29 protein-coding genes and 1 rRNA gene are annotated in these 26,931 nt (G+C 44.0%); 1 reads left to right on the top strand and 29 read right to left on the bottom strand.

Annotated elements, in window-relative coordinates; genetic code table 11:
* Positions 1-182: 182 nt before the first annotated feature.
* The 17 genes from mfd to metG form a co-directional block, all read right to left on the bottom strand.
* Positions 183-3,719: a transcription-repair coupling factor gene (gene mfd / locus K2225_RS19755; RefSeq protein ID WP_220586277.1), complete on the bottom strand. Its 3,537-nt coding sequence runs from the start codon at positions 3,717-3,719 to the stop codon at positions 183-185.
* 49 nt (positions 3,720-3,768) lie between these two features.
* Positions 3,769-3,999 carry an anti-sigma-F factor Fin gene (gene fin, locus K2225_RS19750; RefSeq protein ID WP_115824771.1) on the bottom strand — a complete coding sequence of 77 codons (231 nt, stop codon included), beginning with the start codon at positions 3,997-3,999 and terminating at the stop codon, positions 3,769-3,771.
* Positions 4,000-4,075: 76 nt separating this feature from the next.
* Positions 4,076-4,639, bottom strand: a complete 564-nt coding sequence (gene pth / locus K2225_RS19745) for an aminoacyl-tRNA hydrolase (protein WP_220586276.1) — start codon at positions 4,637-4,639, stop codon at positions 4,076-4,078.
* Between the two features lie 304 nt (positions 4,640-4,943).
* A complete protein-coding gene (locus K2225_RS19740; RefSeq protein WP_220586275.1) occupies positions 4,944-5,597 on the bottom strand; it encodes a 50S ribosomal protein L25/general stress protein Ctc in 654 nt (217 codons plus the stop codon).
* 79 nt (positions 5,598-5,676) lie between these two features.
* On the bottom strand, positions 5,677-6,630 hold the full coding sequence (locus tag K2225_RS19735) for a ribose-phosphate diphosphokinase (protein ID WP_146818732.1): 954 nt from the start codon (positions 6,628-6,630) through the stop codon (positions 5,677-5,679).
* Between the two features lie 15 nt (positions 6,631-6,645).
* Complete coding sequence (gene glmU, locus K2225_RS19730) at positions 6,646-8,025, bottom strand: bifunctional UDP-N-acetylglucosamine diphosphorylase/glucosamine-1-phosphate N-acetyltransferase GlmU (RefSeq protein WP_220586274.1); 1,380 nt, start codon at positions 8,023-8,025, stop codon at positions 6,646-6,648.
* A 157-nt stretch (positions 8,026-8,182) separates the two neighbouring features.
* Positions 8,183-8,482 (bottom strand): septation regulator SpoVG, encoded by a 300-nt coding sequence (spoVG, locus tag K2225_RS19725; RefSeq protein ID WP_075038302.1) that lies wholly within the window; start codon positions 8,480-8,482, stop codon positions 8,183-8,185.
* Positions 8,483-8,653: 171 nt separating this feature from the next.
* Complete coding sequence (purR, locus tag K2225_RS19720; RefSeq protein ID WP_220586273.1) at positions 8,654-9,472, bottom strand: pur operon repressor; 819 nt, start codon at positions 9,470-9,472, stop codon at positions 8,654-8,656.
* Between the two features lie 53 nt (positions 9,473-9,525).
* The gene (ispE, locus tag K2225_RS19715; RefSeq protein WP_220586272.1) at positions 9,526-10,398 is read right to left on the bottom strand and encodes a 4-(cytidine 5'-diphospho)-2-C-methyl-D-erythritol kinase; all 873 of its coding nucleotides are present in this window, start codon (positions 10,396-10,398) and stop codon (positions 9,526-9,528) included.
* Positions 10,399-10,512: 114 nt separating this feature from the next.
* Entirely contained in the window at positions 10,513-10,692 is a 180-nt protein-coding gene (locus tag K2225_RS19710) for a small, acid-soluble spore protein, alpha/beta type (protein WP_146818736.1), read from the bottom strand.
* Positions 10,693-10,860: 168 nt separating this feature from the next.
* A complete protein-coding gene (gene veg / locus K2225_RS19705) occupies positions 10,861-11,121 on the bottom strand; it encodes a biofilm formation stimulator Veg (RefSeq protein ID WP_035511778.1) in 261 nt (86 codons plus the stop codon).
* 259 nt (positions 11,122-11,380) lie between these two features.
* Positions 11,381-12,265 (bottom strand): sporulation peptidase YabG, encoded by an 885-nt coding sequence (yabG, locus tag K2225_RS19700; RefSeq protein WP_220586271.1) that lies wholly within the window; start codon positions 12,263-12,265, stop codon positions 11,381-11,383.
* Positions 12,266-12,334: 69 nt separating this feature from the next.
* Complete coding sequence (rsmA, locus tag K2225_RS19695) at positions 12,335-13,204, bottom strand: 16S rRNA (adenine(1518)-N(6)/adenine(1519)-N(6))-dimethyltransferase RsmA (protein WP_220586270.1); 870 nt, start codon at positions 13,202-13,204, stop codon at positions 12,335-12,337.
* Positions 13,194-13,757 (bottom strand): ribonuclease M5, encoded by a 564-nt coding sequence (gene rnmV / locus K2225_RS19690; protein ID WP_220586269.1) that lies wholly within the window; start codon positions 13,755-13,757, stop codon positions 13,194-13,196. Before rnmV ends, rsmA begins: the two co-directional genes overlap by 11 nt.
* Before the next feature lie 99 nt (positions 13,758-13,856).
* Complete coding sequence (locus K2225_RS19685; protein ID WP_220586268.1) at positions 13,857-15,104, bottom strand: G5 and 3D domain-containing protein; 1,248 nt, start codon at positions 15,102-15,104, stop codon at positions 13,857-13,859.
* A 213-nt stretch (positions 15,105-15,317) separates the two neighbouring features.
* Positions 15,318-16,088: a TatD family hydrolase gene (locus K2225_RS19680; protein ID WP_220586267.1), complete on the bottom strand. Its 771-nt coding sequence runs from the start codon at positions 16,086-16,088 to the stop codon at positions 15,318-15,320.
* A gap of 80 nt (positions 16,089-16,168) precedes the next feature.
* Entirely contained in the window at positions 16,169-18,124 is a 1,956-nt protein-coding gene (gene metG / locus K2225_RS19675; protein WP_220586266.1) for a methionine--tRNA ligase, read from the bottom strand.
* A 415-nt stretch (positions 18,125-18,539) separates the two neighbouring features.
* On the opposite strand from metG, the gene K2225_RS19670 reads away from it, so the two are divergent.
* Positions 18,540-18,815, top strand: a complete 276-nt coding sequence (locus K2225_RS19670; protein ID WP_075038313.1) for a transition state genes transcriptional regulator AbrB — start codon at positions 18,540-18,542, stop codon at positions 18,813-18,815.
* Positions 18,816-18,940: 125 nt separating this feature from the next.
* Here the strand turns inward: K2225_RS19670 and rsmI are convergent, their stop codons facing one another.
* The 12 genes from rsmI to rrf all read right to left on the bottom strand — a co-directional run bounded on the left by rsmI (position 18,941) and on the right by rrf (position 26,924).
* Entirely contained in the window at positions 18,941-19,816 is an 876-nt protein-coding gene (gene rsmI, locus K2225_RS19665) for a 16S rRNA (cytidine(1402)-2'-O)-methyltransferase (RefSeq protein WP_220586265.1), read from the bottom strand.
* A complete protein-coding gene (locus K2225_RS19660) occupies positions 19,785-20,084 on the bottom strand; it encodes a GIY-YIG nuclease family protein (RefSeq protein ID WP_220586264.1) in 300 nt (99 codons plus the stop codon). Before K2225_RS19660 ends, rsmI begins: the two co-directional genes overlap by 32 nt.
* Complete coding sequence (locus tag K2225_RS19655; protein WP_220586263.1) at positions 20,074-20,817, bottom strand: tRNA1(Val) (adenine(37)-N6)-methyltransferase; 744 nt, start codon at positions 20,815-20,817, stop codon at positions 20,074-20,076. Before K2225_RS19655 ends, K2225_RS19660 begins: the two co-directional genes overlap by 11 nt.
* A gap of 255 nt (positions 20,818-21,072) precedes the next feature.
* Positions 21,073-21,417 (bottom strand): DNA replication initiation control protein YabA, encoded by a 345-nt coding sequence (yabA, locus tag K2225_RS19650; RefSeq protein WP_115824783.1) that lies wholly within the window; start codon positions 21,415-21,417, stop codon positions 21,073-21,075.
* 15 nt (positions 21,418-21,432) lie between these two features.
* Positions 21,433-22,260: a PSP1 domain-containing protein gene (locus tag K2225_RS19645; RefSeq protein ID WP_160916833.1), complete on the bottom strand. Its 828-nt coding sequence runs from the start codon at positions 22,258-22,260 to the stop codon at positions 21,433-21,435.
* Between the two features lie 7 nt (positions 22,261-22,267).
* Positions 22,268-23,254, bottom strand: a complete 987-nt coding sequence (gene holB / locus K2225_RS19640; protein WP_220586262.1) for a DNA polymerase III subunit delta' — start codon at positions 23,252-23,254, stop codon at positions 22,268-22,270.
* A gap of 13 nt (positions 23,255-23,267) precedes the next feature.
* Complete coding sequence (locus K2225_RS19635) at positions 23,268-23,708, bottom strand: YaaR family protein (RefSeq protein ID WP_220586261.1); 441 nt, start codon at positions 23,706-23,708, stop codon at positions 23,268-23,270.
* Between the two features lie 18 nt (positions 23,709-23,726).
* Positions 23,727-24,056 carry a cyclic-di-AMP receptor gene (locus tag K2225_RS19630; RefSeq protein ID WP_146818749.1) on the bottom strand — a complete coding sequence of 110 codons (330 nt, stop codon included), beginning with the start codon at positions 24,054-24,056 and terminating at the stop codon, positions 23,727-23,729.
* A gap of 54 nt (positions 24,057-24,110) precedes the next feature.
* Entirely contained in the window at positions 24,111-24,740 is a 630-nt protein-coding gene (tmk, locus tag K2225_RS19625; RefSeq protein WP_220586260.1) for a dTMP kinase, read from the bottom strand.
* 2 nt (positions 24,741-24,742) lie between these two features.
* Complete coding sequence (locus K2225_RS19620) at positions 24,743-26,158, bottom strand: aminotransferase class I/II-fold pyridoxal phosphate-dependent enzyme (protein WP_220586259.1); 1,416 nt, start codon at positions 26,156-26,158, stop codon at positions 24,743-24,745.
* 295 nt (positions 26,159-26,453) lie between these two features.
* On the bottom strand, positions 26,454-26,636 hold the full coding sequence (locus K2225_RS19615) for a sigma factor G inhibitor Gin (RefSeq protein ID WP_220586258.1): 183 nt from the start codon (positions 26,634-26,636) through the stop codon (positions 26,454-26,456).
* Positions 26,637-26,810: 174 nt separating this feature from the next.
* Positions 26,811-26,924 (bottom strand): 5S ribosomal RNA (gene rrf / locus K2225_RS19610).
* Positions 26,925-26,931: the final 7 nt, after the last annotated feature.

Here is a 26,931-nt window from a genome sequence, read left to right as displayed (position 1 = left end):
GTGGAGGTGCCTTGGGCAGCTTCGACAAACATATGCGAAGCATCTTTTGTGAGGTGCTTTTTCCTCACAAAGGTGATTTGCATATGACCTCGAGGGTCTGATGGCCGGGACTGGAAGACTTGAAATGTGGAGTTGGCCTGGAAGATAAGAAAATCCTCATCCCTATCAGGGATGAGGTATGATCAAGCAGTCGATACTTCCCGCATCATCTCAGGAAGTTTGCTGATAAATTCTTCAACAAGCTCATATCGTTTAAACTCTGTCTTACGATCCCATGTGAAGGTTACCTTCAATTGGGAATCTTCCGTACCCAGTTGGACCATACGACCGTATTGATTGGCAAATTCGAACAGCTTGGTTCCATCGATCTGCTGACTTTGTTCGGCTTCCATCAGCATTTCGATTTTCTTTTTCTTCTCTGTCACGCTTTCAATCCGTGAACGTTTTGCTTGAAGTCGAATAGAAGAAACACGGAACAAGTTATCCACCTCCTGCGGATAATCCCCGAATCGATCGATCAATTCATCTCGCAAGTCATGGATATCTTCAACCGTTTCAATCGCCTGGAACAATTTGTACATGTCAATTTTTTGCTTTTCATCAGCGATGTATTCATCTGGGATATAAGCATCCAGCATCATATCAAGTTCCGGTTGGAATGGCTGTACACTTTCCGGTTCTTTCCCCTGCCTTTTCGCTTCTATAGCGTCTTTCAGCATCTGGGAATACATATCGAATCCGACAGAATCAATATATCCATGCTGCTGTGCTCCTAAAAGGTTCCCTGCTCCACGAATGGACAAATCGCGCATGGCGATTTTAAACCCGGACCCGAGCTCCGTGAATTCCTTAATCGCCTGCAGTCGTTTCTCGGCTACTTCTGTCAGCACTTTATCCTTTTGATAGGTAAAGTACGCGTAGGCGACCCGGTTCGATCTTCCGACACGACCACGCAGTTGATACAGCTGACTCAAGCCCATACGATCGGCATCATAGACGATGAGTGTGTTCACATTTGGAATGTCGACACCTGTCTCGATGATTGTCGTACTGACAAGCACATCAAATTCACCTTCTAGGAAGGAGAACATGACATTCTCAAGCTCTGTCTCATTCATCTGTCCATGAGCAAAAGTGACTCTCGCCTCAGGGACAAGTTCGGCAATTTGCTGCGCCATCCGTTCGATGTTTTCTACGCGGTTGAAAAGGAAAAATACCTGTCCACCCCGGGCCATCTCCCGTTCCACCGCTTCCCTGAGGAAAATCGGATTGTATTCAAGCACGTACGTCTGGATAGGGAAACGGTTGGCAGGCGGTGTTTCAATGACGGACAAGTCCCTGACACCAAGCATGGACATGTGCAGGGTTCTCGGGATTGGAGTCGCCGTTAACGTCAGCACATCCACATTGTTTTTCAACTGCTTGATTTTCTCTTTGTGTTTAACTCCGAACCGTTGTTCTTCATCGACGATCAACAATCCTAAGTCTTTGAACTGCATATCTTTCGATAAGATTCGGTGTGTCCCCACCACCACATCGACGAGACCCTTCCTCAGCCGATCTGTGGTTTCCTTCTGCTGCTTTTTTGTACGGAAGCGGCTCATAAGGCCGATGTTAATCCCAAAACCTTGGAATCGTTCTTGAAGAGTCTCATAATGCTGCTGCGCCAGAATCGTTGTAGGTACAAGCAGAGCCACCTGTTTTCCATCGACGATCGCTTTGAAAGCGGCACGAATCGCGACTTCTGTCTTTCCATACCCCACATCTCCACAAAGCAGACGATCCATCGGGCGCACACGTTCCATATCGGATTTGATTTCTTCGATACAACGAATTTGATCTTCCGTTTCTTCGTAAGGGAAAGCCGCTTCAAAGTCTTTTTGCATTTCTCCATCTTCACTGAAAGCAAACCCTTTGGAAGCTTCGCGCTCAGCATAGAGTTGAATTAAATCGTCAGCAATATCTTCGACCGAGGATTGGACACGACTCTTCACTTTTTTCCACTCACTGCCGCCAAGCTTATAAACTTTCGGCTCTTTCCCTTCCGAGCCTACATATTTTTGAATCAGATCAATTTGGTCAATCGGTACATACAGCTTGTCATTTCCAGAGTAATTGACCATCAGAAAATCTTTATGGTTTCCAGCCATTTTCAGCGTTTCAATTCCTAGATACTTCCCGATTCCATGGCTTGCATGGACGACGTAATCGCCGACCTTCAATTCCTGATAGTTTTTAATCCGCTCGGCGTTCGACATTTTTTGCTTGCGCTTCGGTTTGGCGGTTCGCTTCTTGAACAGTTCATTTTCGGTCATAACTGCAAGCTTATGCATCGGCCATTCGAATCCATGGCTGATATTGCCTGTGATAATCGTCGGTTTCACCAAAGGAAGCTGGACGTCCCCTTCTGCAATAACCGCTTCCATATCATAATCACGAAGCACGCCTTCAATCTTGGACTTCCTATTTTCATCGGGAGCAAGGATGACGACAGAGAAATCCTGCTTTTCCCAGCGATCCATTTCATTTTTTAATAAATTCATCTGTCCATGGAATTGCTGCATCTGACGACTCGAGATGTTTACGATATTCTGTGGTTGCGTATTGGGGATGTGCCTCATAAAAACAGACAGGTAAAGACGAGGATGCTCAATCTTCATCCAAGCATCCTGCCAATCAAAAGAAAGATGCAGCTCTCGTACTGTCTGATTGGCTTCCAGCATACTGTTGTGCCATTCCGCTTCTTCCTGGTCAAGGCGATTGGCCGTTTCCTGGATTCGGCTCATTTCATCAAGAATGACGAGACCCGTTTCAGGCAGGTAGTCTAGTAGACTGACAGGTTCTTCATAGAAATACCCAATGTACTTATAAATTTCCTGGAAATGTTCTTTGGCTTTCAAAAGATCCAAATCATGCTCGATCACTTGAGCGAGTGTCTCTTTTGCATCCTGTTTGGTCAATTTCTTCAAGGAATGGCTCAGGGCATTCTCCAGACGATCATGGGCTCTGGCAAAATCTTCGTCCTTTAGTAACAGTTCTGTTGCCGGCCCAATTTGGACCGAATCCAGCTTGTCATGAGAGCGTTGCGTCTCAGAATCAAACGTCCGGATCGAATCCACCTCTGTATCGAACAACTCAATTCGATACGGAAACTCAGCGGTCAGTGGGTACACATCCATGATTCCGCCACGTAAAGAAAACTCTCCTGGTGTTGCAACCATCTCTGTTCGGTCATAACCCATATTCACTAAGCGTTCTAAGTATTGATCGAGGTTAATTTCTTCCCCAACACGAAAAGGGAGCTGACTCTGCTCCCAGTAAGATTTCGGTGGCATCATTCGTTTTAGTGCAGCCACAGGCGCAATCAGAATCCCTTTTTCCTGGGACAGCCACTGACTTAATGCGTCGATACGCTGACTTCTCAGTTCAGGGCTCGCAACCGCGATTTCCGATGCAATCAATTCATTGACCGGATACAGATGAACCTGTTCAGCATCGGTCAATTCTTGCATATCCTCATACAATTGTTGTGCTTGTATCAGTTGATGAGTCACGATGATGACAGGTCGCTCCAGGGACTCTTGAAGCATGGAGACCATCAAGCTTCTTGAAGCCCCGGATAAACCAGCGACCATTTGTTCCTTCATTCCTGTTTTAAAGCCTTCGACAACAGAATGAATATCATCCTGCGGAAATAAATAATCCTTAATACCTTGCATAACGAATTCCTCCACCACCATGATTTCCGATTGATTCAGAAATCAAGATTTACTGTATAAAAAAGTCAAGCTCATGGTAATGTGGATTGTCGTCTAATGATTCTTTGCACGAGTCACAAATGGTCCTGATGTCCATGTCGCCACTCGCAGTCATATGAACCATTTGCTCTTGGTCCTGATCATTTAGGATATCAAAGCCCAACTGGGACACATCCACATGTTTTGCATCTAATTCTCCGACCTGATTTTCACAATGGCGGCAAAAATAACGTATTTTCATTTCCATCCTCCTCGAGGGGTTGATGGTAGATAGTTTTACCGTCATTCGGGAGTGTTATACGAACACAGTAATCCCGTCACTTCACATTAAAATCATTCATTACTTCGTTAAACGGTTGCTCGATCCATGCTTCACATGCTTTTACCGCATAATCAATGCTTTCTTCTACTGGTCCTTGTTCTTCTTTAGAGAAGCCACCTAACACATGATCGATGACTGTTTTTGAACCTTCCGGGCGACCTACTCCGACACGCAGTCGTTTAAATTCTTTTGTTCCCAGCTGATCAATAATATTGCGAATGCCATTATGGCCGCCATGGCCGCCTTTTTTCCGCAAACGAATCTTCCCTGGGGGCAGATCCAAGTCATCATATACCACCAATACATCTTCGATATCGATATCATAAAAGTCCATCATAGGGCGGAGAGCTTCCCCGGATAAATTCATATACGTTTGAGGTTTCATGAGGATCACTTTCTCCCCGTTGAAACGCTCCATCGTGAATAAACCGTTAAATTTTTTCTGACTCAGGGACCATTGATTTCGTGAAGCCAATTCATCTATAATCATAAACCCGATATTATGACGGGTGTCTTCATACTTTTTCCCTGGATTCCCAAGTCCTACTATACACTTCATACATAACTTCCTTTTCTGTCTTTATACTATTGGTTCATTATATCAAAAGGAAACGCGGAAAGATGTCAAAATGCGTTTCCTCCATGCAAAAACTTGCTCCTAATCTGTCGTGTGTTTATACAATCCCCTTAACCCAGAATCTTAAACCGCAGGAAAAGGTGAATTTGGGTACACCAAAAGCATAAGCCCATCAACAGTAATAAAGCCCTTTAACACCATTGATTGACTTATGACCACAGGAATATAAAAGGTGAATGATTAAAAAGGGCGTGCCCTCTTGGCCACGCCCTTTGTGTGTATCCCATTACTCTTCTTTTTCTTCGGAATCTTCTTCTGCTTCCTCTGATTTCTCATTAATGACTTCAGGTTCAGCATCAGCATCTGTGTCCGGCTCGTCTTCCGGCATCTCTTCCGGAGGAGTTACAGATACGATCGTCGTATTTTCATCTTCGGTAATCTCATACTTGCGGGACTCTTTCAAGTCACCAACCATGATGCTGTCACCGATATTCAATTCTGAAATGTCAACAACGATTTCCTCAGGAATATCGCGTGGCTTCGCACGAACAGCCAAATCGTAAAGTGGCTGTTGGACGACGCCGCCTTCTTTACTTCCTGCCGCTTCACCTTCTAAGTGTACGGGAACTTCGACATCCATTTCCTCAGACATGTTTACAACATAGAAGTCTGCGTGGATTAATTCATCTTTCAATGGATCGACTTGATATTCATGGAGCATGACATCCACGGTGTCTTTTCCATCAATATCAAGGGAGATAATCGCGTTTTTACCTTCATCACGAACGGTTTTAAGTAACTCTATGCTGTTAACAGCAACCGTGATCGGTTCTTTATCCTTCCCGTATACGACACTAGGAACATTTCCTTCCAGGCGAAGTTCACGGGTTACAGATTGCTTGAGATTTTGTCTTTGATTTGCTTTTAATGTAATAGCCAAATTAATCAACCTCCAGTAATTTACCAATCATTAATTCAGTTTCCCGTTAAAAACAAGAGTTAAACCTAATTACTCAAAATTAATCAAATAAAATACTAATGGATTGACGTTCATGCACACGAACAATGGCTTCACTAATCAAGCCAGCTACAGAAAGCTCTGTAATTTTCTCGCTTGATTTCTCTTCACCAAGTGGAATCGTGTTTGTGACCACAAGCTCTTTAATTTTCGAGTTATCGATACGCTCGATGGCAGGTCCGGATAGAACAGGGTGCGTACAACAAGCAAACACTTCTTTGGCACCGTTCTCGACAAGAGCATTGGCCGCCAAAGTAATGGTACCCGCTGTGTCAATGATATCATCAATCAAAATTGCGGTCTTGCCTTCAATGTTACCGACGATGTTCATGACTTCTGCAACGTTTGGACGTGGACGGCGCTTATCAATGATTGCAATAGGGGCTTTTAGACGATCCGCCATTTTACGCGCACGTGTAACGCCTCCATGGTCAGGAGAAACGATGACAACATCCTCAAAATTCTTCTCCTCAAAATAATCGGATAGAATTGGAACACCAACAAGGTGATCAATAGGCAAGTTGAAGAATCCTTGAATTTGTGGTGCGTGCAGATCAAGCATCAATACGCGGGAAGCTCCTGCCGTTTCAAGCAGATCCGCAATTAATTTCGCTGTAATCGGTTCACGGGCACGCGCTTTTCTGTCTTGCCTTGCATAGCCGTAATAAGGCATGACAATATTGATTGATCTTGCTGAAGCACGTTTTAGAGCATCGATCATGATTAGGAGTTCCATGATGTGTTGGTTGACAGGTTCACATGTGGATTGGACAACATACACATCGCACCCACGGATACTTTCTTCAATGTTGATTTGAATCTCTCCGTCACTAAAGCTCGTGACTGTACATTTACCTAGCTCGACTCCGATGTTATCAGCAATCTCTTTCGCTAACTCAGGATTTGAGTTGAGTGAGAATACTTTCAGTTTTGAATCCTTATATCCAGTTGCCATGGATGGAACCCTCCGTTAATCTTTTTTGATCGATTTCATTTTACTTGCATAACCTTCTTTATTCGTCTGACGGGAACGGGCAATCGACAAAGCCTCGGACGGGACATCCTGGTTAATCGTGGAGCCCGCAGCCACATAAGCTCCTTTTCCTACGGTGACAGGAGCAATCAAGTTTGAATTGCATCCAATGAATGCATCGTCTTCAATCGTCGTCAAATGCTTGTTCTCTCCATCGTAGTTTACCGTTATGGTTCCACAGCCGATGTTGACACCACTTCCGACTTCCGCATCCCCGATATAACTTAGGTGAGAAGCTTTACTTCCATCGCCGAAGGAAGCTTTTTTCACTTCCACAAAATTTCCAACTTTCACATCGTCACCTAGAGACGATTGCGGACGGATGTGAGCAAATGGCCCAATCTGTACACGGGATCCGATTTTACTATCAGCAGCGACACTCTGCTTAATGGTCGTCCCACTGCCTACGTAACTGTTTGTAATCGTAGAGTGTGGACCAATAAGGGCATCATCTTCAATGGTCGTCTTCCCTTCCAAAACGCTTCCAGGATAGATGACAACATCTCTTCCTATGGTCACATCCGGACCAATATACGTTTGTTCAGGATCGACAAGCGTAACCCCGTTTCTCATATGTTGCTCGTTTATCCGTTGTTTCATCAGCTTTTCTGCTTTTGACAAAGCAACACGATCATTGACACCAAGAGATTCCGAAAACTCCGGCGTTTGATATGCGCTGATTGTTTCGCCCTGACCTTTTAAAATTTCAACGACATCAGGCAGGTAGTATTCACCCTGAACATTATCGTTGGAAACGTTTTTGAGTGCATCGAACAACATAGCATTATCAAAGCAATACGTACCTGTATTGATTTCTTGAATGGCCTGTTCTTCATCAGACGCATCTTTTTGCTCAACGATTCGTTCCACCTGGCCATTTCCGCCACGGATGACACGTCCGTAGCCATGTGGGTCTTCAGCATGTGCAGTCAGGACCGTCGCCTTTGCTCCTTGTGCATCATGATGATCAAGAAGTTTTTGCAGTGTTTCACCTGTCAACAATGGTGTATCACCACAAACGACTACAGTCGTACCTTCTTTATCAGCCAAAATATCATCCGCTTGCAAAACAGCATGGCCTGTTCCCAACTGTTCCTCCTGAATGACGTAATGACTGTCTTCACCAAGCTGTTCCTGGACTTTTTCAGCACCAAAACCTACAACGGTGATTAATTCTTGCAAATCTAATGTATTCAACTGGTCGACAACGTGCTGAACCATCGGCTTCCCACATACAGGATGCAAAACCTTATAGAGTTTTGACTTCATACGTGTACCTTGGCCAGCGGCTAGAACGACAGCATATCGATTAGTCATGAACGTACCTCCATCCTAAATATCCACTTTGAATCATATCTCAATACAACACGTATTTCAACATTTAGAGGAGGAACACGGCCGGAAATCCGACCAAGGTCTAAGAACAAAAAAAGAGTCTAACCTGGTTCGGTTAGACTCTTGTTGTGCGTAAGTATTAGGAAGCGCCGGCTTCTTCGAATTCCACCTCAGCTTCTTCCTCATCACCAGCACGGTGATAAGCTTCAAGTACAGCGTCCTGGATCTTTCCACGAGTACCTGAATTAATCGGGTGTGCAATGTCACGAAACTCCCCATCCGGAGTGCGTTTGCTCGGCATCGCCACGAACAGTCCATTGTTGCCATCAATCACCCGTATGTCATGGACAACAAACTCCTGGTCCAAGGTAATAGAAGCAATTGCTCGCATTCTTCCATCGGTATTCACGCGTCGCAGTCTTACGTCAGTTACTTCCATTAGATTCACCACCTTTTATACAAAAGAACTTATGTAAGACAAATTCCACAAAACGGGAAAAAATCCTGCTAATTTTTCTAAAAAATTTTTATGATTCTGTATATTTAGGTGCGAAACCATGAGAAAAGCCCTCATACAAAAGGATGAGGGCTCTTCTTACAACTGTATTTTTTATATATTCTCCAATAAATTTCCCGGTCGGACTTCGATGGAGGATCTGCGTTCATCTGCATTCATAATTTGTACAACAGACAAATAATCGTCCACGACACGATCTTCTTCATCATCTTCCGCTTCAGCAAGCACGCCGATTCCTGCTAATTCAGCGTCGAATTCTACCAACAAGTTCCGCATCCCATTGATGGTTCCACCAGCTTTCATAAAATCATCAATGATGCAGACCCTTGATCCTTGAGGCAGGGAACGCTTCGTTAAAACCATGGTCTGAATCTTTCTGGTTGAACCGGAAACATAATTGATGCTCACCGTTGAACCTTCAGAAATTTTAGGATCTCTTCTTGCAATCACGACAGGAACGTTCAAGTAGGAGGCCACGGCATAAGCGAGAGGAATTCCTTTTGTCGCAACCGTCATGACTACATCGATGTCTTTATCACGAAAAGCAGAAGCGAACAGTTTACCGATGTTACGTGTTGTTTCCGGATCACCGAGCAAGTCACTCATGAATAAATAACCACCTGGAAGGAGCCGCGCCGGGTCCTCCAACTTCTCACATAGCTCTTCGACGAAACGATGGCTTTCTTCTTTTGAGAAAGCAGGGATATATTTTACTCCACCCGCTGCTCCTGAAATCGTCTCTAAATAGCCGATTCCTTCATGTTGAAACATTTTGTTGATGATTCCTAAATCTTCACTGATGGATGATTTTGCAGCATCATACTTTTCCGAGAAAAAAGGAAGGGAAATAAGCTCTCGTGGTCGATCGAGAATATAGTGAGTCATGGCGACAAGTCTTTCGCTTCTTTTCATACAAAGACACCTCTAAATCCGAATGTTTTCATTAAATATAACAAATTCGTACGTTATTTATCAAGTGGTTCTCTGTATCCAAGCATTCGAACCATAAAAACTTCCGTACAAAAGCCCTTTAAGCTATTATAAATTCTCTGAGCTCGCGCATCGTGTTCAACGAGGGAAAATACAGTTGGACCGCTTCCGCTCATGAGAACCGCATCTGCGCCCGCCTGTTTCATCTGATCTTTAATTTGACCGACTTCCTCGTGCATCTGCAGCGTCACACCCTCCAGTGTATTGCCGACGTTCTTACAAATGCCGTAGTAATCTCCTTCTTTCAGTGCTTTCACCATGGCTTCCGTATTCGGGTGCTCAGCAGCACTCAAGTTAAGATTCTTATACACCGACTGAGTAGATACACCAAGCGTAGGTTTAGAAAGGACTACCCAACATGGCGGAGGGGCAGGAAGGTGTTCGATTTTTTCTCCTCGACCCGTCGCGAGTGCCGTTCCTCCGTACACACAGAAAGACACATCCGAACCAATTTCAGATCCTAGTTCGGCCAATTCATCCATGCTCAAACCTAACCCCCACATCCGGTTTACACCACGCAGGACAGCTGCGGCATCACTGCTCCCTCCAGCAAGGCCAGCAGCTACAGGGATGTTCTTTTCAATGAAAATTTTAACTCCCTGGGTTACACCGAAGCGGTCTTTCAATAATTGAGCCGCACGGTAGGCTAAATTACGCTCATCATTCGGGACGAAACGGCTTTCCGATTCCACTTTGATTTCATTCTCAGAGAGAAGAGTCAATTCAATGCGATCCGCAAGATCCACAGTCGTCATGACCATCTCTACTTCATGAAATCCGTCCGGACGTTTATGTAAAACATCGAGAGACAAATTAATTTTCGCAGGAGCTTTTTCAAGTATTTGCATGCAAGCACCTCATTTTCCATATGATTCTGAAAGCATTGTACCATATTTGATGGGGTGGTGAGAGGCACGAGAAAGGAAAAAGCCCCTGGAGCATCAAGCACCAGGGGGAAAAGCTTACTGTTGGCTGTTCACCATTTGTTCTTCTGCCATTTGAATTGCTCGTTTTACCATATTGCCGGCATCCCGCCCAGAAATGCCGCCCCATCCGTCTTTTTCTACCTTGTCGTAAAACCCAAGTTCTTTCGCGATCTCTTCTTTCAACGAATCGGACATCATGCTGCGCTTACGTCCCATCGTCTTCAGCTCCTTTCGCTTTCACTCAGCTACGACAATGGTAGTATGTGCGGAACACGGCACGGACAAGCAAGGGAGTTGTATGTAAGGATGGTAATGATTCCTTCTTGATCTTTATGAATGATATTCCTTTTTGCAGACAAAATAAAAAAGCAGCAAACGGTTGGTTCACTGCTCAAGTGCCATAGTCTGTAGGTCGTCGAAATTTAATTCGACTGTCTCTGTAAGTACATCTGCATAGCTGTAAGATACACGTTCAAAAGCATTTTCTTCTTGATCCAGCTCTACAATGAAAACAGCAGGATATGTTTCTGCCAATACACCGGATCGCTCAATTGTTTTACGGCGTCCGCCGTTTGCTTTCAAAGTTAGGCGTTTACCAATTTGCCCTTCAAGGGATTGCTTGATTTCTACTAACGTTTTAGCCACTGCACTCCACCTCACTGTAAATTATTTTACCACAGACCTGGGACAAAGTCAAATAAAATTATTAATTATACCAACTGAGCATTAACAATGCAACAGAATGATATAAATAATCGGTCCTGGTTAGCTTATCCATTTCAAGGAAAAGTATGTAAACTTTTTTTCATTTTCTCAAACACCCATACATAGGACTCTCCCCCCAAAGCCCCCATTGATGGAATTGAATATAAAAAAGCCGTCATGGTGAGATGACGGCTTGGCTTTATGTTTCTTCGGTTTCTTCTGTTTGGTTTTCGGTGTAAGGCATACCTATGCGGAGCAATCCTTTGGTTTCAATTCCCCCAAGGCCATCTTCTCCGCTTATGGTATTGCGAATGACTTCCCATATGTTGATATGGTCCATGAACGAAGTGTAAGCCACACGGGCAGCAACATAAACCGGGTCAATGGCATGGATGTTGACCCGGGCAGGGGAGCTCGCGAAGTTGGCTCCGGCCCTGATGATCGATTCAAAATGGGATTGGCAGGCTCCCGCAAAGACGACCATTTGATCGAAGTTCGGATATTTTCTCCTTATGTTCCTCACAGCTTCTACAAAATACTTGGAATGACGATAAGACTCCAACTCCCTGATGGTTCCTTTCGCTTTGGAGTAAGAGTCGTGTCCCGTCAAAACGACAATTTCCGGGTGTACTTTTTCAATTAGGGACAGGACTTGGTTTGGCATCTCCTTTTCATGAAGATATTGTCCATGGACTTGTAAACCAAGTTGTTCATATAAAGCGATGCATTTCTTTAAAAACAATGGATCTCCATCTATATGAAGAATACGGGGCGGAATTTGAAAATAGTTCGTTTCTTTATTGCTTGTGTAGCCGCTCCCCGCTTCTGCTTCCCTTTTTTCTTTCAGCAGCCTGTAATCCTGACGAAACAAACGGTAGGAATAGGCTTCTTTCTCATCCACTTCACTTTTTCTACGGTGATACTCAGCTCCGGTTACTTTTTCAAGATCATCGAGAGGGGCGTCGGCCTCGAGTCGTACATGTTCGCCCATCAATTTTAAGAGCGGTCCCTTCTCTGTCTTCACTCGAAAAATGATGTCGTGCTGATAGGATTTCCGTGTTACAAGGTCTCCACTTGATATCATCACTTCCCCACCTCACTCTATACACTACTGTAGTGTATGTGTGAGCATGGGCTTTGTGTCTATTTACAACTACTTATACAAAACGTTGGCTAGATCGGCAAATTCCTGCATCGACAAAGATTCCCCGCGTCGAGATGGTTCGATATTGACCTTCTCCAAGCGGCTTCTCAACTCATCCTTATCCATTTCCCCATTAAAATGACGGGCTAAGTTATTCATTAATGTCTTCCTGCGTTGACCGAATGTTGCTTTCACAACGTCGAAGAAGAATTCTTCATCCTCAACATCAACAGGCGGTTTTTCCCGCATTTCCAGATGCAAAACCGAAGAATCGACATTCGGCTGGGGCATAAAGACGGTCTTAGGTACATTTAAGACGACATTTGCTTCTGTATAATACTGAACGGCAATGGAAAGAGAACCGTAGCTTTTCGTATTCGGTTCAGCAGCCATACGATCCGCCACTTCTTTCTGGATCATGACAGTTATGCTGTCGATCGGCAATCGATCCATCAGAAGTTTCATCAGAATAGGCGTCGTAATATAATAAGGAAGGTTGGCTACGACACGGACCGGTTGACCCGGTTTGAATTGGTCAGCGATCACACGTGCAACATCTGCTTTCAGAATATCCTGATTGATGACTTCAACATTGTCATAGGAACCAAGAGTTTCTTTCAGAATGGGAAGGAGACGCTGGTCGATTTCAAAAGCAACGACACGATCGGCGTGCTGAGCCAGCTGTTCTGTTAAAGCCCCAATCCCTGGTCCAATCTCTATCGCATTTGCTGAACGGTCGATCCCCGCCTCTGCGATGATATTTTTTAAGATGTTGACATCAATTAAAAAGTTTTGTCCCAAGCTTTTCTTAAAGGAAAACCCGAAGGTCTGCAAAATTTCTTTCGTTCTTGTAGGTGTGGCTACTGCTTTACTGTTCATCTCTTTCCTCCTGTATGATCTTATCCATCGCTTCATTCAGCTGGTGGGATGTAATATGGAACATATTCAATCGTTTCAATAACTGTTTTCCGTTCGTCTTGCCAATTTTGAGGGCAATCCCCAATTTTTCACGCCGTTTACCTGCTTTTGGCCCTCCGATGAGCCCGTGGTTAACGAGATCAGTTTTTACAATTTCACCTTCTTGAATATCCATTAGTTCATAAACCGCAGACAAAGCCTCTTGGATATCAGCAATGGACGCATGTTCGATTCCAATTCCTTTGTCATGTTTGGCCCTTGCCCGATGTTTTGGTAAAAAGGCATGCTTGCACGCAGGAACATGCTGGCTTACGATATGTCTGATCCGCTCTCCCGGGTAATCAGGATCTGTAAAAATAATGACCCCTCTTTTCTCCTGGGCATGTTTGATTTGCTCAAGAACGTGCTCATCAATCGCAGATCCATTCGTTTCGATGGTATCGGCATCGACGGCTGATTTAATTCGGGCCGTATCATCTTTCCCTTCCACGACAATCACTTCTTTAATTTTCACGTACCTTCCTCCTGTTGCGTTCCCTTCATCATCTTCCCATAGCATACCATGAGTCTATACACGGAAAAAAGCAGAGGAACGATTCCTCTGCTATCTCCATTAGTCCAATATTTTCACTTTTACATTACGCGAACCGAATTTAAGAGCTTCGCTCCTGGAAGGAACGAATAGATCAATTCGGTTGCCGTTAATGGCTCCGCCTGTGTCTCCGGCAATGGCATACCCATATCCCTCTACCCAGACGCGACTTCCAAGTGGAATAACGTTCGGGTCAACCGCTATAACTTTTTGGTTAGGATTTGCTTTCAAATTAATGCCTGTAGCCGTAATACCAGAACAGCCCGAGCAATTTGCCGTGTAGGCTGTGGCATGCATATATAAGGTCTTCGCTCCACTTGTATCGTTTCGAGATACCGTTGTAGATGCTTTACTGGAGGACGAACTAGAAGAGCTGGACGAGCTTGAAGCAACTGTCGCTTTTTTCTCTACTTTCGTTCCAAGAGCAACGACTTCTGTCTTACTCTCCTGTTCCACTGTTTCTTTGACCAGTTCACGGCTTGCTTCCTCGCCGTTTTTCAAGATCACTTCGTATTCTTTCGTAATCAAACCTTTTTCACCACTGGAAACGACTTTCTTTTCCCCTTTTGGAAGAGATTTGTCTTTCTTCGTTTCTACTGTGAAGTCAACTTCTTCTTCAACAATATCCGTCACTTTTTCGACTCTAGTGATTGTGACATTTTCGTCAGAGGAAAGCTCTTCTTCTTGACTGAGATTCAACTCATCGAGTTCGTTCAGGGTAATTCCCTCTTCTTGAAGCAGTTCGTCAACCGTTGACGCCGTGGTCCAGACTTTTTCAGATTCCCCGCCATCATTGACGGTCACTTGGAAGGCCTGCTGGACTTCGATGTCCATGCCTTCTTCGATGAGAGCATCAGGATCATGGGAAACTTTATCCCGTTTATTGAACTCCAGACCCTCCTGCTCAAAGAACTCCTCCACCGTAGAGGCAGTTGTAAAGTATTCTTCTGTATGGTTACGATCGATGGCTAGATTGATAGACTTAGATGCTATGTAGGTGACATCCATTCCATATTCAACCGGATCGGATAAGTTATGTGATAATTCATCATGTTGTTGGACAGTGACATCGAGCTCTGATAATAAATCATCGATTGTATCAGCATGAGTGCGGATCAGTTCTTTCTGCCCATTTTGTGTCACTTGCACAGAAGCTTTAGTAGCTTCATACGAAACGGTTACTAAAAAGGCGATGCATAGGACGGCAATCACAGTTGCCCATACCATCATATGACTAATGGCTGATTTTAACAGGTTTCCTATTTTCATCCTTTGGCCTCCTTTCTAAAGCACGCGTTTTATTGTAGTCAAGTGACAAACTCATGTCAAATGGATCCTCTTTACACAAAAATAGAGGAGCCAGCATGACCATCACTGACTCCTCTATTATGCTATTTTACCTAGACGATTAACATAACAAACATGTTACATTTCCCATACAATTGGATGGCTTTTGTAATAAACCTTCCAAGATCTCCGTGATTACGACTGAATTCCAAAGAATTCGAGAGCATTCGAGGTTGTCGTTTTACTGACCTCTTCATAGGAAATACCCTTCAACTCGGCAATTTGTTCCGCCACCAGTTGCACATACGCAGGTTCATTTCGTTTCCCACGGTTTGGATGCGGAGCAAGGAACGGGCAGTCCGTTTCAACTAATAAATGCTTTAGGTCCACTGCTTTGGCCACTTCTTTCGGTAATTTTGCATTTTTAAAGGTGACAGGACCTCCCAAGGAAATCATAAAGTTCATATCGATACACTCAAACGCCGTTTCAACCGGCCCGCTATAACAGTGCATGATACCGCCAACCTCCGCAGCATTCTCTTCCTTGAGAATTTCAACGATATCATCGGTCGCCTCCCGATTGTGGATGACGATTGGCATCTTCACTTTCTTTGCCAGTCGGATCTGTTTACGGAACACTTCTTTTTGTACGTCTTTGGGTGACTTATCCCAATGATAATCAAGTCCCATTTCTCCGATCGCGACAACTTTTGGGTGCTGGGATAATTCTTCGATCCAGTGAAGGTCCTCTTCCGTCATATCAATGGCGTCAACGGGATGCCAGCCTACAGCGGCATAAATATCTTCATATCTCTCAGCAATGTCCATCGCTTTCGGGATCGTTTTCCTGTCGAAGCCTACAACGGTCATATACTGGACACCAGCTTCTTGAGCCCTTTCAATCGTTTCTTCCAAGTCCTCTTCGAACTGATCTGCATTCAAGTGGACGTGCGTATCAAACAACATTCTTATTCCCACCTTCATCAAATAATCATCATGTAAAAAAGGGAAAGCACTATGGAGAGCTTTCCCTTTTTGTTGGTGTGTTATTTCACTTTCGTACCATTCTTTAACGTCTGATCCACAGATGCCAAAGATAAACCATTGTCATCTTCTCCTGCAAGAATCATCCCTTCAGACAATTCCCCGCGGAGTTTGACCGGCTTCAAGTTGGCTACGCAAATGACTTTTCTACCAACAAGGTCTTCCGGAGTGTAGTGTTCGGCAATGCCTGAGACGACTTGGCGTTGCTCATATCCGAGATCCAGTTGGATTTTCAGCAGCTTATCTGCTTTTTTCACCTTGTCGACTTTCACGACTTCGGCGACACGGAAATCAAGCTTCATGAAGTCATCAATGGTTACTTCTTCTGCTTGATCTTTTTTCTCCTCTTTCTTTTCTTCTTTTTGAGGAGCAGATTTCTTCATCATGTCTTTAATGATTTGGGTTTCTTCTTCCGCATCAAGACGTGGGAAGATCGGCTGGTCTTTTTGTACCTTCGTCCCAGCTGGAAGAACTCCAAATTCACTTAAGCTTTCCCATGCTTTATGCTCATCTGCTGTTACTCCAAGCTGCTGGAAGATACGCTCGGGCGTCTGCGTCAAGAACGGCTGAAGCATAACGGCGATTTGACGCAGAGATTCAGCCAGGTGAGCCATCACATTACCAAGGCGTTCTTTTTGGTTTTCATCTTTAGCCAGAACCCAAGGCTGCGTCTCATCAATATATTTATTCGTACGGCTGACGAATTTCCAAAGATCTGCAAGAGCCACAGAAAACTCCATGTTCTCCAGGGAGTCTTCGACAGAAATTCTCGTCTCTTGGGCAAGTTTTTCAAGGCTTTGATCAAATTCATCTTCGCCTAGTTTCAGAGCTGGAATTTCACCATCGAAATATTTACTGATCATCGCCACTGTACGGTTCAACAGGTTTCCGAGGTCATTCGCAAGGTCATAGTTCGTACGTTCAACGAATGCTTCTGGTGTAAAGACCCCATCAGAGCCGAATGGTACTTCACGAAGCAAGTAGTAACGTAAAGCATCGAGACCATAACGATCGCTCAGCTGAACCGGGTCCACGACGTTCCCTTTTGATTTGGACATTTTTCCATCTTTCATTAAAATCCAGCCATGGGCAAATACCTGTTTCGGCAAAGGAAGATCAAGAGCCATCAGCATAATCGGCCAATAGATGGTATGGAAACGTACAATTTCCTTCCCTACAAGCTGAACATCTGCCGGCCAGTATTTTTGATATTTGGAATCATCATCACTTTCGTAGCCAAGCGCTGTAATATAGTTACTCAACGCATCAATCCATACGTAAATGACGTGTTTCTCATTTCCTGGTACTCCAATTCCCCAATCGAATGTCGTCCGGGAAACAGCCAAGTCTTCAAGGCCTGGTTTGATAAAGTTGTTGATCATTTCATTCTTACGGCTTTCCGGCTGAATGAATGTCGGGTTCTTTTCATAGAACTCAAGCAATTGATCCACATAGTTGCTCATCTTGAAGAAGTAGGACTCTTCTTTCACTTTTTCTACTTCCCCGCCGCAATCCGGGCAGCGGCCGTCTTCAAGCTGACGTTCTGTGAAAAAGGATTCACACGGAGTACAATACCAACCTTCGTACTCATCTAAATAAATGTCGCCTTTTTTCATTAAGTAATCGAAAATTTTCTCTACCACTACTTTGTGGCGATCCTGTGTTGTACGAATGAAATCGTCATAGGAAATATCAAGTTTATCCCATAATTGCTTAATTCCGCTCACAATATCATCAACGTAAGCTTGTGGGGAGACTCCTTTTTCCTCTGCCTTCCGCTGGATCTTCTGTCCATGCTCATCCGTTCCGGTCAAATACATGACATCGTATCCTCGCAAACGCTTGTAGCGGGCCATTGCATCACCAGCTACGGTTGTATAAGCATGTCCAATATGCAAATTACCACTAGGGTAATAAATAGGTGTCGTTATATAAAACGTCTTGTTTTCCTCAGGCATCCTATTCCCTCCTCAAAATCTTCATACCATAAGTCATAAAAGGTCATGGTATCATTCTATCGATTTATCTTCTTTATTTCCATTCCTAACATTAAAATATACCGAATTTTACGTAAAACTGTCAAAAGAACCAAACATTATAATTTCACATCTGTAAATACTCTGGTAAAATAAAATGTATATAGACAGGTTGGATAAACCAACCAGATATGGGATGAAAGGGATGGGTTGAGATGGAATGAGGCCTGGATGAAACGCTTCACTCACCCTTTTTCAATACCTGCACCAGTATGTGGAGTTGGAAATTCTTATCCCTTTTTAAGTAATTGACACGTCTGGGAATGGTTGGTACTATATTGTCGAGACATATGTCGAAACATGACAGCAAAACTTTTGATTGAGGGGAGACAGAAATATGAAATCTACAGGTATCGTACGTAAAGTCGACGAGCTCGGTCGCGTGGTTATTCCGATCGAACTACGACGCACATTAGGCATTAACGAAAAGGACGCGTTGGAGATTTATGTGGATGATGACCGCATCGTCCTTAAAAAATATAAGCCCAACATGACTTGCCATGTCACAGGGGAAGTTTCAGATGAAAATATGAAACTGGCAAACGGCAATCTAGTCCTAAGCAAGGAAGGCGCACAAATGCTCCTTTCAGAACTACAAGACAACCTTAAATAAATTAGATTTAGAGATAAATAGAAAAAAAGAGACGATTTACTGGTAACAGAGAGAAAAAAGACATATGTTAAAGCAACCCCTTACTGTTTACAGGCCTGACAGTAAGGGGTTTTTTGATGCCTTTTTTAATTTTCTTCTACATGATAAGCCTGATAGACCTCCCTTTTCGGGAGCTTCCGGTCTAAAGCTGTCTGCTTGATTGCTTCTTTATTCCTCAATCCATCATTTTCAATGTAGTGTTGGACGTGATCGATGACAGATAAGCTGGCCCACCACTGAGTTTCCGCAGGTTCTACATCATCGGCTCCTTCAATCACTATACAAAATTCTCCACGAACTTGTTCAGAATGAGCCCAATCGACTAAATCTCCCAAGTCCCCGCGCACATATTCTTCATACCGTTTCGTCAATTCCCTTACTAACGAGGCTTTTCTGTCTCCAAGCACTTCATGGACATGGCTCAACATCTCTTTCAATCGATGGGGAGATTCATAAAAAATCAGGGTAGCTTGAATGGATTGCAACTTCTGTAAGACACCCGTACGTTCTTTCTTTTTTCTAGGAAGAAACCCATGAAAGTAAAATTCTTCTGTAGAAAGCCCTGATCCGGCTAGGGCAGGTAAGGCAGCATTTGCGCCTGGCAGAACAACGACTGGTACATCTGCTTCTATCGCTCTTTGGACGAGATCTGTTCCAGGATCTGATATTCCGGGCATACCGGCATCGCTGACAATGGCAATATTCTGACCGTTATCGAGTCTGTCAATCAACTCGGGCCCTTTTGTATGTTTGTTATGTTCATGGTAACTGACCAGTGTTGTCGAAATTTCAAAATGATTGAGCAATTTTCTCGTATTTCTCGTATCCTCGGCGCCAATCATATCCACTTCTTTTAGAGTTCGGACGGCCCGGAAGGTCATATCTTCCAGGTTCCCGATTGGAGTGGGAACAATATAGAGCGTTCCTCGTTCACGATCCATGAAACTTTTTTGTACGTTCATCCACGCTCACCCCTTCCTTTCTTCGTTCAATCCAGCATTCTTTCTCTTTCCTTGTCATTCGTTTTAGCCGGTATTCTTGCTGTAAGGCTTCTGACTTCGTTTCATACACCTCATATGCCTCTAATACGAGTGGGCCTCTCCCTCTTGTATATTTGGCTCCTTTGCCGCTCTGATGCTTTGCTAGTCTAGCTTCCAGATTGTTCGTATATCCGGTGTAAAGGGTACCGTCGTTACATTTGAGCATATAAACAAAATGACTATTCTCCATAAAGAATTTCCCTTAACTCTTGTGTATATTCGTCCCCATTCGTAAGAGCGTACAACGGAGGTAAGAATTTCAGACCTGGCTTTCCGTCTCTGACACCTTCAATCAGTAGAATATTGGCTTCTTTTCCTTCTTTCGGATACACAAGACGCATACGCTTCGGTTCGAGCTTGTACTTCTTAAATAGTTGGATGATTTCCACCATGCGCTCAGGGCGATGAACCATAGATACTTTGCCCCCGGATTTGGCGAGTCTGCTGCAGGACTCTACCACGTCTTCTAAACTGCAGTGGATTTCGTGCCTTGCGATCGCCAAATGCTCGTTCAAGTTCTGTTCATCCGCTTTGGGAGTAGGAAAATAAGGAGGGTTACATGTGACAAGATCGAACTTGTCATTTCCGTAATGACCAGGCATGTCCTTCAAATCCCCATGAATCATATCCAGTTGATCTCCGAGGCCATTCAGCTCGATATTGCGGAGGGCCATGTCATAAAGACGCTCCTGAATTTCCACTCCAGTAATCGGAACATTGGAGCGCGTGGAAAGAAAAAGAGGGACAACCCCATTGCCTGTGCATAAATCCAGGATTTTTCCGCGCGTTTTTGGTACGTAAGTAAAGTCTGCGAGTAACACCGCATCCAACGAAAATGCGAATACGCTCGGGCTTTGTATAATCCGCATGTTTTCTTTCGCTAATAAAAAATCAATTCGTTCATCTCCATATAATTGAACCATTGCCGCTTTCCTTTCTTTTTTTCACTCTATTTTCTATGATATATAATTTTAATACTCAGTTTTGAGACAATGGGATTTGCAGGGCAGCTGTCCCCCGTAGAGCATAGCGTGAGGAAGCTCAGCGTCCCCCATGGAATGCGCACCTTTTCCCGCAGCTCCCTAACTCAGGCAAATATTTCGAAAGCCACTCTTAACCCACTCATGATATAAAGAGAGCCCTTCCTCGAACGAGCAAGGAAAGGCTTGGACCTGGAATTATTTCTTTTTGTTCAAAAAAGATAAGCAAAAGAGACAATCTTCATCTCTCGGGCTGCCAAAATGAAGATTACAAATGTGAAAGCCTTCTTCGTATAGTCTCGCGAGGTTATCATAGCCTTCCCCGACGACTGCCCCCTTGTCCTGCTTGGATCCTGAAGAAGATTGCTCTTTTTCATTTTCTTTCTCTAAACGTTGTCGCAAATGATGATTTTCAAGCGATAAGTGCTGGTTTTCTTCTAAGAGATAGGCCAGCTGTTTTTTTAAATCGCCGAGCTGCTCATAGAGCTCACCGATTTGACTTTCAAAATGGGATACTTGTTCAAATATGGCTTTCTTCTTCACGATCGACTCCACCCTTTATTCTGAGGCTTCGGTTTGAAGAACTCCTTCATCGATCAGCTCTTGCAGAGAGTATTCAAGGACGCGCTCTTTGTCTCGGAATTCAATCTGCACCATACGCTCCAGCATATTAAGCCCTACGACTTTTCCTTTACCGAAGGATGTCGCAATGCTTTCACCGAGGTCAGGAAGCTCTTTCTTCGCATTTTCGTAATCATCATTCTCATACTTGAGACAACACATCAAGCGGCCGCAAAGGCCGGAAATTTTCGCTGGGTTCAAGGATAAATTCTGATCCTTGGCCATTTTAATAGAAACAGGTTCGAAATCACCTAAAAACGTTGAGCAACAAAGCATCCGTCCACATGGACCGATCCCCCCGAGCATTTTCGCTTCATCCCTGACACCGATTTGGCGCAGTTCAATCCTCGTCTTAAAAACAGACGCAAGATCTTTGACTAATGTACGGAAGTCCACACGGCCATCAGCCGTAAAGTAGAAAATGACTTTATTACGATCAAACGTGTATTCGACATCCACAAGATTCATGTCCAATTTATGTTCACGGATTTTCTTTTCGCAAACCCGGTAAGCTTCTGCGGCGTTGTCTTTGTTTTCATCCACCGTCACTTTATCTTTATCATCTGCCATACGGATGACTTTTTTAAGAGGTAAAACAACGTCTTCTTCATCTATGGATTTATTAGCAATGACAACTTTTCCGAATTCGATCCCGCGTACGGTTTCGACGATGACATAATCATCCGTCGTCATCCGCAGTTCCCCCGGATCGAAATAGTATACCTTACCCGCCTGCTTAAATCGGACACCTACAACTTCGATCATTCGATCATCACCTCTGTAGTTGAAGGGTAAGTTGTTCCATCACTAAATTAGGATGGACATTTTGATTTATCTTTCGTTTCGCCTCAAGAATATCCGTTAAGCTCCGCGCTGCTGACTGACGTGACCAACGCATCGCTGCCTGGTTTAATTTTTCTCTCTCTGTCGTGAAAATAATCGATTCTTCCCGGTCCAAAAGTTGGTTAATTACATCTTGAAACCAGAGCATCAATACATCCAGACCACGCTGCAACTGCGTTCGCTCTTTGAAATGAGGCATCCACTGATGGTTGATAAACAAAAGTCCTTCATTTGGTTTATTTTGAAGCACTTCAATTAATTGTATCACTAGTTTTCGCACATTCGCAAACCACTCATCTTCATTCATCTCTAAGGCTTCTGTCAAATTATTTGTTAACGATGACAAAAGTTTCGCATTCGATTCAGAGACGCCTTCTTCGACCAATTTTTCCTGAATACGCAAGGGATTCAAAGGCTGAAAGGCGAGCAATTGACAGCGGGACCTGATGGTATCAAGAATGGTCGAACCGCTCTCTGTCAGCAGCATAGCTGTCGTCTGCTGGCTCGGTTCCTCTAGAAATTTCAATAACCGGTTTGAAGCGTTGACCGTCATTTTTTCTGCATCGACGATCACATAGACTTTTCGATTTGACTCAAGACCTGTATAAGTAAATTCTTTTTGCAAGTGAAGGATTTGTTCTTTTTTTATGGATTGCCCGTCAGGCTCAATCCAGTGCAAATCAGGGTGGTTCCCTGAATCGATTCGGTGGCAGTCCCGACAGCTCTGACAAGGTTCCGCCCCTTCTCTATTTTTGCAGAAAATGCTTTTGGCAAAAAGAATACTCATCTCCCGTTTACCGGTCCCGCGATTTCCCTGGAACAAATAGGCATGTGAGATCCGATCCTTTTTGAAACTGTTCATCAGCATTTGCGCAGCTAGAGGCTGGATGTCTTTCATTTGTGTCCAAGTCTGCATACTACTTCCGTCCTTACGTATATAAATTGATGAGCAAACCTTTGATTTCACCGATCAGTCCAAGCAGGTCAACCGTTCGCTTTTCTTGATCCATAACTGCCTCTGTCAGTTCAGATAACTTCTCATCGACAGATTCTACAATCGTTAACTTACGAGTCTGTCCATGTGCATTCCAACTGTGGGAATGCTTCAAATTCATCCCATATTGAACGGATTCTTTCATGAAATCTTTGATGAGACGCTTGTATTTAGCCAAATCACGGAAGGACCGAGCCCTTGCCACCCGCTCCCCCTGTGCCGTTATCCGATTCATCAGCCGGTTCAATTGGGCTTCTTGCAGCTGCCTTGTTTGGGACTGGACCATCGCATCAAAACTAGGCTTGCCGTTCGTCTGATGAGAGGATTGTTTTTTTGCCGCATCCAATTGTGTCCGTATTTCTTGATTGATCTTCATACTTTTACCCCTTCTAAGTTAAAACTGAAAAAAGGAATCGACCGGCAAAATAAATACAGTGGCTCCTCCTACCTCGACCTTTACTGGCTTTGGAATGTATGAGTCCGCATTTCCCCCCATGGGTGAAATCGGAGCGACCATCTGTTCACGCTGGCTGCAATTATCTTTAATAATATCCAATGCATCATCGACTTCATCATCTTCACAACCGATCATGAATGTGGTATTTCCTTCACGTAAGAACCCACCTGTCGTTGATAGTTTGGTCGTTTTAAAGTCATTCTCTGCTAAGGCATCCGTCAAACGATTGCTATCTTTATCCTGAACGACCGCAATGATCATCTTCATGCAATCATACCCTCCTGTTGGGTGTTTTCTCCTATTATAACAAATGCCTGGGAATTATGATGGCAGGTAATTGCTCAAAACATGGTACGCCTCTTTTTTCACAGATTCAAACTCCTGATCAGCATTGATTACCTTGATCCGCTCCTTATTATGTTCGGCCAGTCGCTGATAGGCATCATAGACTTTTTCATGAAAACCGATATGTTCAAGATCAAGACGGTTTTTCTCTCTTCCCTGGTTCGCAGCAATTCTCTCCAACCCTCGTTCAGGCTTGATATCAAATAACAAAGTCACATCCGGCATGTGATCATCGATCGCGAATTCGTTGATCTTAAGAACTTCCTCCAGACCAAGATCGCGGGCCGCTCCCTGATAGGCAAGGCTGGAGTCTACAAAACGGTCGCAAAGCACAACTTTCCCTTCATTTAAGGCCGGGATGACTATTTCTACGAGATGCTGCCTGCGTGCAGCTGCATAGAGCAGAGCTTCTGTACGCCCATCCATTTCTGTATGAGAAGGGTCAAGGATCACTTCTCGTATCTTTTCTGCGATACGAATCCCGCCAGGTTCTCTCGTTTCGAGGACGGAATACCCCTGCTCTCTCAATTCTTTTCCAATCTCACGCAGGATGGACGATTTACCAGCTCCATCGCCACCCTCGAACGTTACAAACAAACCTTTCACATCTATTCTCCTTTAAAAACAAGAACACCTTGTTCCATACCAGTATTTTGAAAGCGTGCACCCTGACTCACCAAGGAATGCACCTGAGCTATCTGTTCCTCATCCAACCGCTCTCCCTTCATGACTAAAGGAATGCCTGGTGGATAAGGGATAATTGCTTCTGCTGCCACGCATCCTGCAGCTTCTTGCCAATCCACTCTCACCACGTCCATTCTTTGCATGAATGAATAGCTGTATTCCAGTTTTTGAACCGCTGGAAAATGGATTTGATCCTCTATTATTGTAGCACGGTTTGTGTGCTTTTTTAATTGGGAATCCAAGGTGTTGAGTCGTTCCTTCAAAAGCATTAAATCCATACTCGGGGCGAGTCCAAACACGAGCAGAATTTGATTCGTTGTAGCAAGTTCCGGGACGATTCCCACGGCATCCAGGGCGTCCGCCCATTCAAAACCGGTTCCTCCTCGAACTTCAAGTGTAAGCTTCAACGGATCATTCGTCGTTTTTACATCCCAATAGTCATATGAGCTAAACAAGGACTTCACCTGTTCTAAGAAAGAAAACAACTCTTTCTTGTCCGAAGAATTCCAAGAAGCTAAATAAGCCCTCGCCACGTCTAAACTCGCCATAAGGGGATAGGAAGGACTGCTCGACTGAAGCATTTGCAAATAATGACGAACCCGGGTGAGATCGATTCTGTCTCCTTGGACATGAAGGAATGAAGTCATGGTCATCGCTGGAGCCATCTTATGGGCAGACTGGGCCACACCATCTGCCCCTGCTGTTAAGGCAGCCACAGGGAAGGGCTTTCCGAGTTGAAAGTGAACCCCATGAGCCTCATCCACCAGTAAGGGGATACGGTAGCTATGAACGACTTCTACGATTTTTTCCAAATCATACGTTCTTCCAAAGTAATCCGGGTAAGTCAAAAACACAGCTTTACTATCAGGATGGTTCTTTAATGCCTGCTCGACATCCTCCACAGAAACTTGACTATGTCGTCCTGTTTTCCTTTCATACCTTGGAGAAATAAGTACAGGGGATGCACCCGAAAGTTCGAGAGCGTTCAGTACAGACTTATGACAATTTCTCTGGACAATAATCTCATCCCAAGGATGACAAACAGATAAGATCATAGCCATATTTCCGACTGTTGTACCATTCACTAGAAAAAAGGTGTGGTCACTATTAAAAAAGTCACTGGCCATGTGTTGAGCTTCTTCAATCACACCTTCTGGAGCGTGCAGATCATCCAGCCCTTCGACTTCTGTAGCGTCCAATTGTAAGATTGATTGATATGTTTCATAGGCCTGTTTATTAAACACCGTTCCATACTTGTGACCAGGGACATGAAAAGATACAGGATCTCGTTCTATATTCCGTTTAAGCGCTTCGTACAGCGGCATATATGTAGGATTCATATAAATCACCTTCTTCCATGTTCAAGCTTACATAAATAGCTACAGACAAGCAATACACCCTTAGGCATAGTAAAAATTCAAGCCTCCTTGGACACGAGGAGTATATAAAGGAGGAAAGCAGGTAGTCATCCGTATGATACTTAGCTTTGTAGTGAGGGTCTGACACTGGAGGCGGAGGTGTGTTTTCCGCTGAATTTCTTCTCAGCGCGGAATGTTCTATGGCTGGACAGTAAAAAATCCACCCTGCATACGAGGATGGATGTATTCTTCTTCATAGCTGCTACGCTCATTTATATTAAGACGGGATCATAGAACGATGGGCTTTGGCCATACGCTTCACAAAGTAATCATATTTCGGGTCATCGGCAGGCGTGTCGATCATTTCTTTCTCACAATCTTCACAAATAAAAACCCTTAATAGATAAATTCCCTTTTCTGTTTCTTTATCACATATGCTGCAATAGTCTTTCCGGCTCATTCGTTCTCCTCCTCTCTGTACTTCCTACGCCTTTACAAATAGTATCTCCGAATCTATCAACCTTATACATATAAAATAAAGAAAATAGATTTTAATGAAATAGTAGAGAAAGAAAAGATTCGAATATAAAGCACAAAAAACCTTCAGGAGCGAATCCTGAAGGTTTTCTCAATGATGTGGCGGCGTCCTACTCTCACGGGGGTAAACCCGACTACCATCGGCGCTGAAGAGCTTAACTGCTGTGTTCGGCATGGGAACAGGTGTGACCTCTTCGCCTTCACCACCACATCAATAT

The organism is Halobacillus sp. Nhm2S1 (assembly GCF_019599545.1).
In the GTDB taxonomy this organism is placed as follows: Bacteria; Bacillota; Bacilli; order Bacillales; family Halobacillaceae; genus Halobacillus.
This window is presented reverse-complemented; position numbering and strand designations above follow the sequence as displayed.

Bases quoted from the DNA above. Each gene is read 5' to 3' on its own strand.
- yabG (WP_220586271.1), bottom strand. From the start codon at position 12,265: ATGATATCAAGTGGAGACCTTGTAACACGGAAATCCTATCAGCACGAC.
- K2225_RS19685 (WP_220586268.1), bottom strand. From the start codon at position 15,104: ATGAAAATAGGAAACCTGTTAAAATCAGCCATTAGTCATATGATGGTA.
- metG (WP_220586266.1), bottom strand. From the start codon at position 18,124: ATGCCTGAGGAAAACAAGACGTTTTATATAACGACACCTATTTATTAC.
- K2225_RS19635 (WP_220586261.1), bottom strand. From the start codon at position 23,708: ATGAAGATCAATCAAGAAATACGGACACAATTGGATGCGGCAAAAAAA.
- rsmA (WP_220586270.1), bottom strand. From the start codon at position 13,204: ATGAACAGTAAAGCAGTAGCCACACCTACAAGAACGAAAGAAATTTTG.
- K2225_RS19735 (WP_146818732.1), bottom strand. From the start codon at position 6,630: ATGGCAACTGGATATAAGGATTCAAAACTGAAAGTATTCTCACTCAAC.
- mfd (WP_220586277.1), bottom strand. From the start codon at position 3,719: ATGCAAGGTATTAAGGATTATTTATTTCCGCAGGATGATATTCATTCT.
- glmU (WP_220586274.1), bottom strand. From the start codon at position 8,025: ATGACTAATCGATATGCTGTCGTTCTAGCCGCTGGCCAAGGTACACGT.
- fin (WP_115824771.1), bottom strand. From the start codon at position 3,999: ATGAAAATACGTTATTTTTGCCGCCATTGTGAAAATCAGGTCGGAGAA.
- K2225_RS19670 (WP_075038313.1), top strand. From the start codon at position 18,540: ATGAAATCTACAGGTATCGTACGTAAAGTCGACGAGCTCGGTCGCGTG.
- spoVG (WP_075038302.1), bottom strand. From the start codon at position 8,482: ATGGAAGTAACTGACGTAAGACTGCGACGCGTGAATACCGATGGAAGA.
- holB (WP_220586262.1), bottom strand. From the start codon at position 23,254: ATGCAGACTTGGACACAAATGAAAGACATCCAGCCTCTAGCTGCGCAA.
- K2225_RS19710 (WP_146818736.1), bottom strand. From the start codon at position 10,692: ATGGGACGTAAGCGCAGCATGATGTCCGATTCGTTGAAAGAAGAGATC.
- purR (WP_220586273.1), bottom strand. From the start codon at position 9,472: ATGAAAAGAAGCGAAAGACTTGTCGCCATGACTCACTATATTCTCGAT.
- pth (WP_220586276.1), bottom strand. From the start codon at position 4,639: ATGAAGTGTATAGTAGGACTTGGGAATCCAGGGAAAAAGTATGAAGAC.
- K2225_RS19615 (WP_220586258.1), bottom strand. From the start codon at position 26,636: ATGAGCCGGAAAGACTATTGCAGCATATGTGATAAAGAAACAGAAAAG.
- K2225_RS19630 (WP_146818749.1), bottom strand. From the start codon at position 24,056: ATGAAGATGATCATTGCGGTCGTTCAGGATAAAGATAGCAATCGTTTG.
- rsmI (WP_220586265.1), bottom strand. From the start codon at position 19,816: ATGAACGTACAAAAAAGTTTCATGGATCGTGAACGAGGAACGCTCTAT.
- K2225_RS19655 (WP_220586263.1), bottom strand. From the start codon at position 20,817: ATGGTTCAATTATATGGAGATGAACGAATTGATTTTTTATTAGCGAAA.
- K2225_RS19645 (WP_160916833.1), bottom strand. From the start codon at position 22,260: ATGATCGAAGTTGTAGGTGTCCGATTTAAGCAGGCGGGTAAGGTATAC.
- K2225_RS19660 (WP_220586264.1), bottom strand. From the start codon at position 20,084: ATGGAGAATAGTCATTTTGTTTATATGCTCAAATGTAACGACGGTACC.
- ispE (WP_220586272.1), bottom strand. From the start codon at position 10,398: ATGCAAATACTTGAAAAAGCTCCTGCGAAAATTAATTTGTCTCTCGAT.
- K2225_RS19620 (WP_220586259.1), bottom strand. From the start codon at position 26,158: ATGAATCCTACATATATGCCGCTGTACGAAGCGCTTAAACGGAATATA.
- K2225_RS19680 (WP_220586267.1), bottom strand. From the start codon at position 16,088: ATGTTGTTTGATACGCACGTCCACTTGAATGCAGATCAGTTCGAAGAG.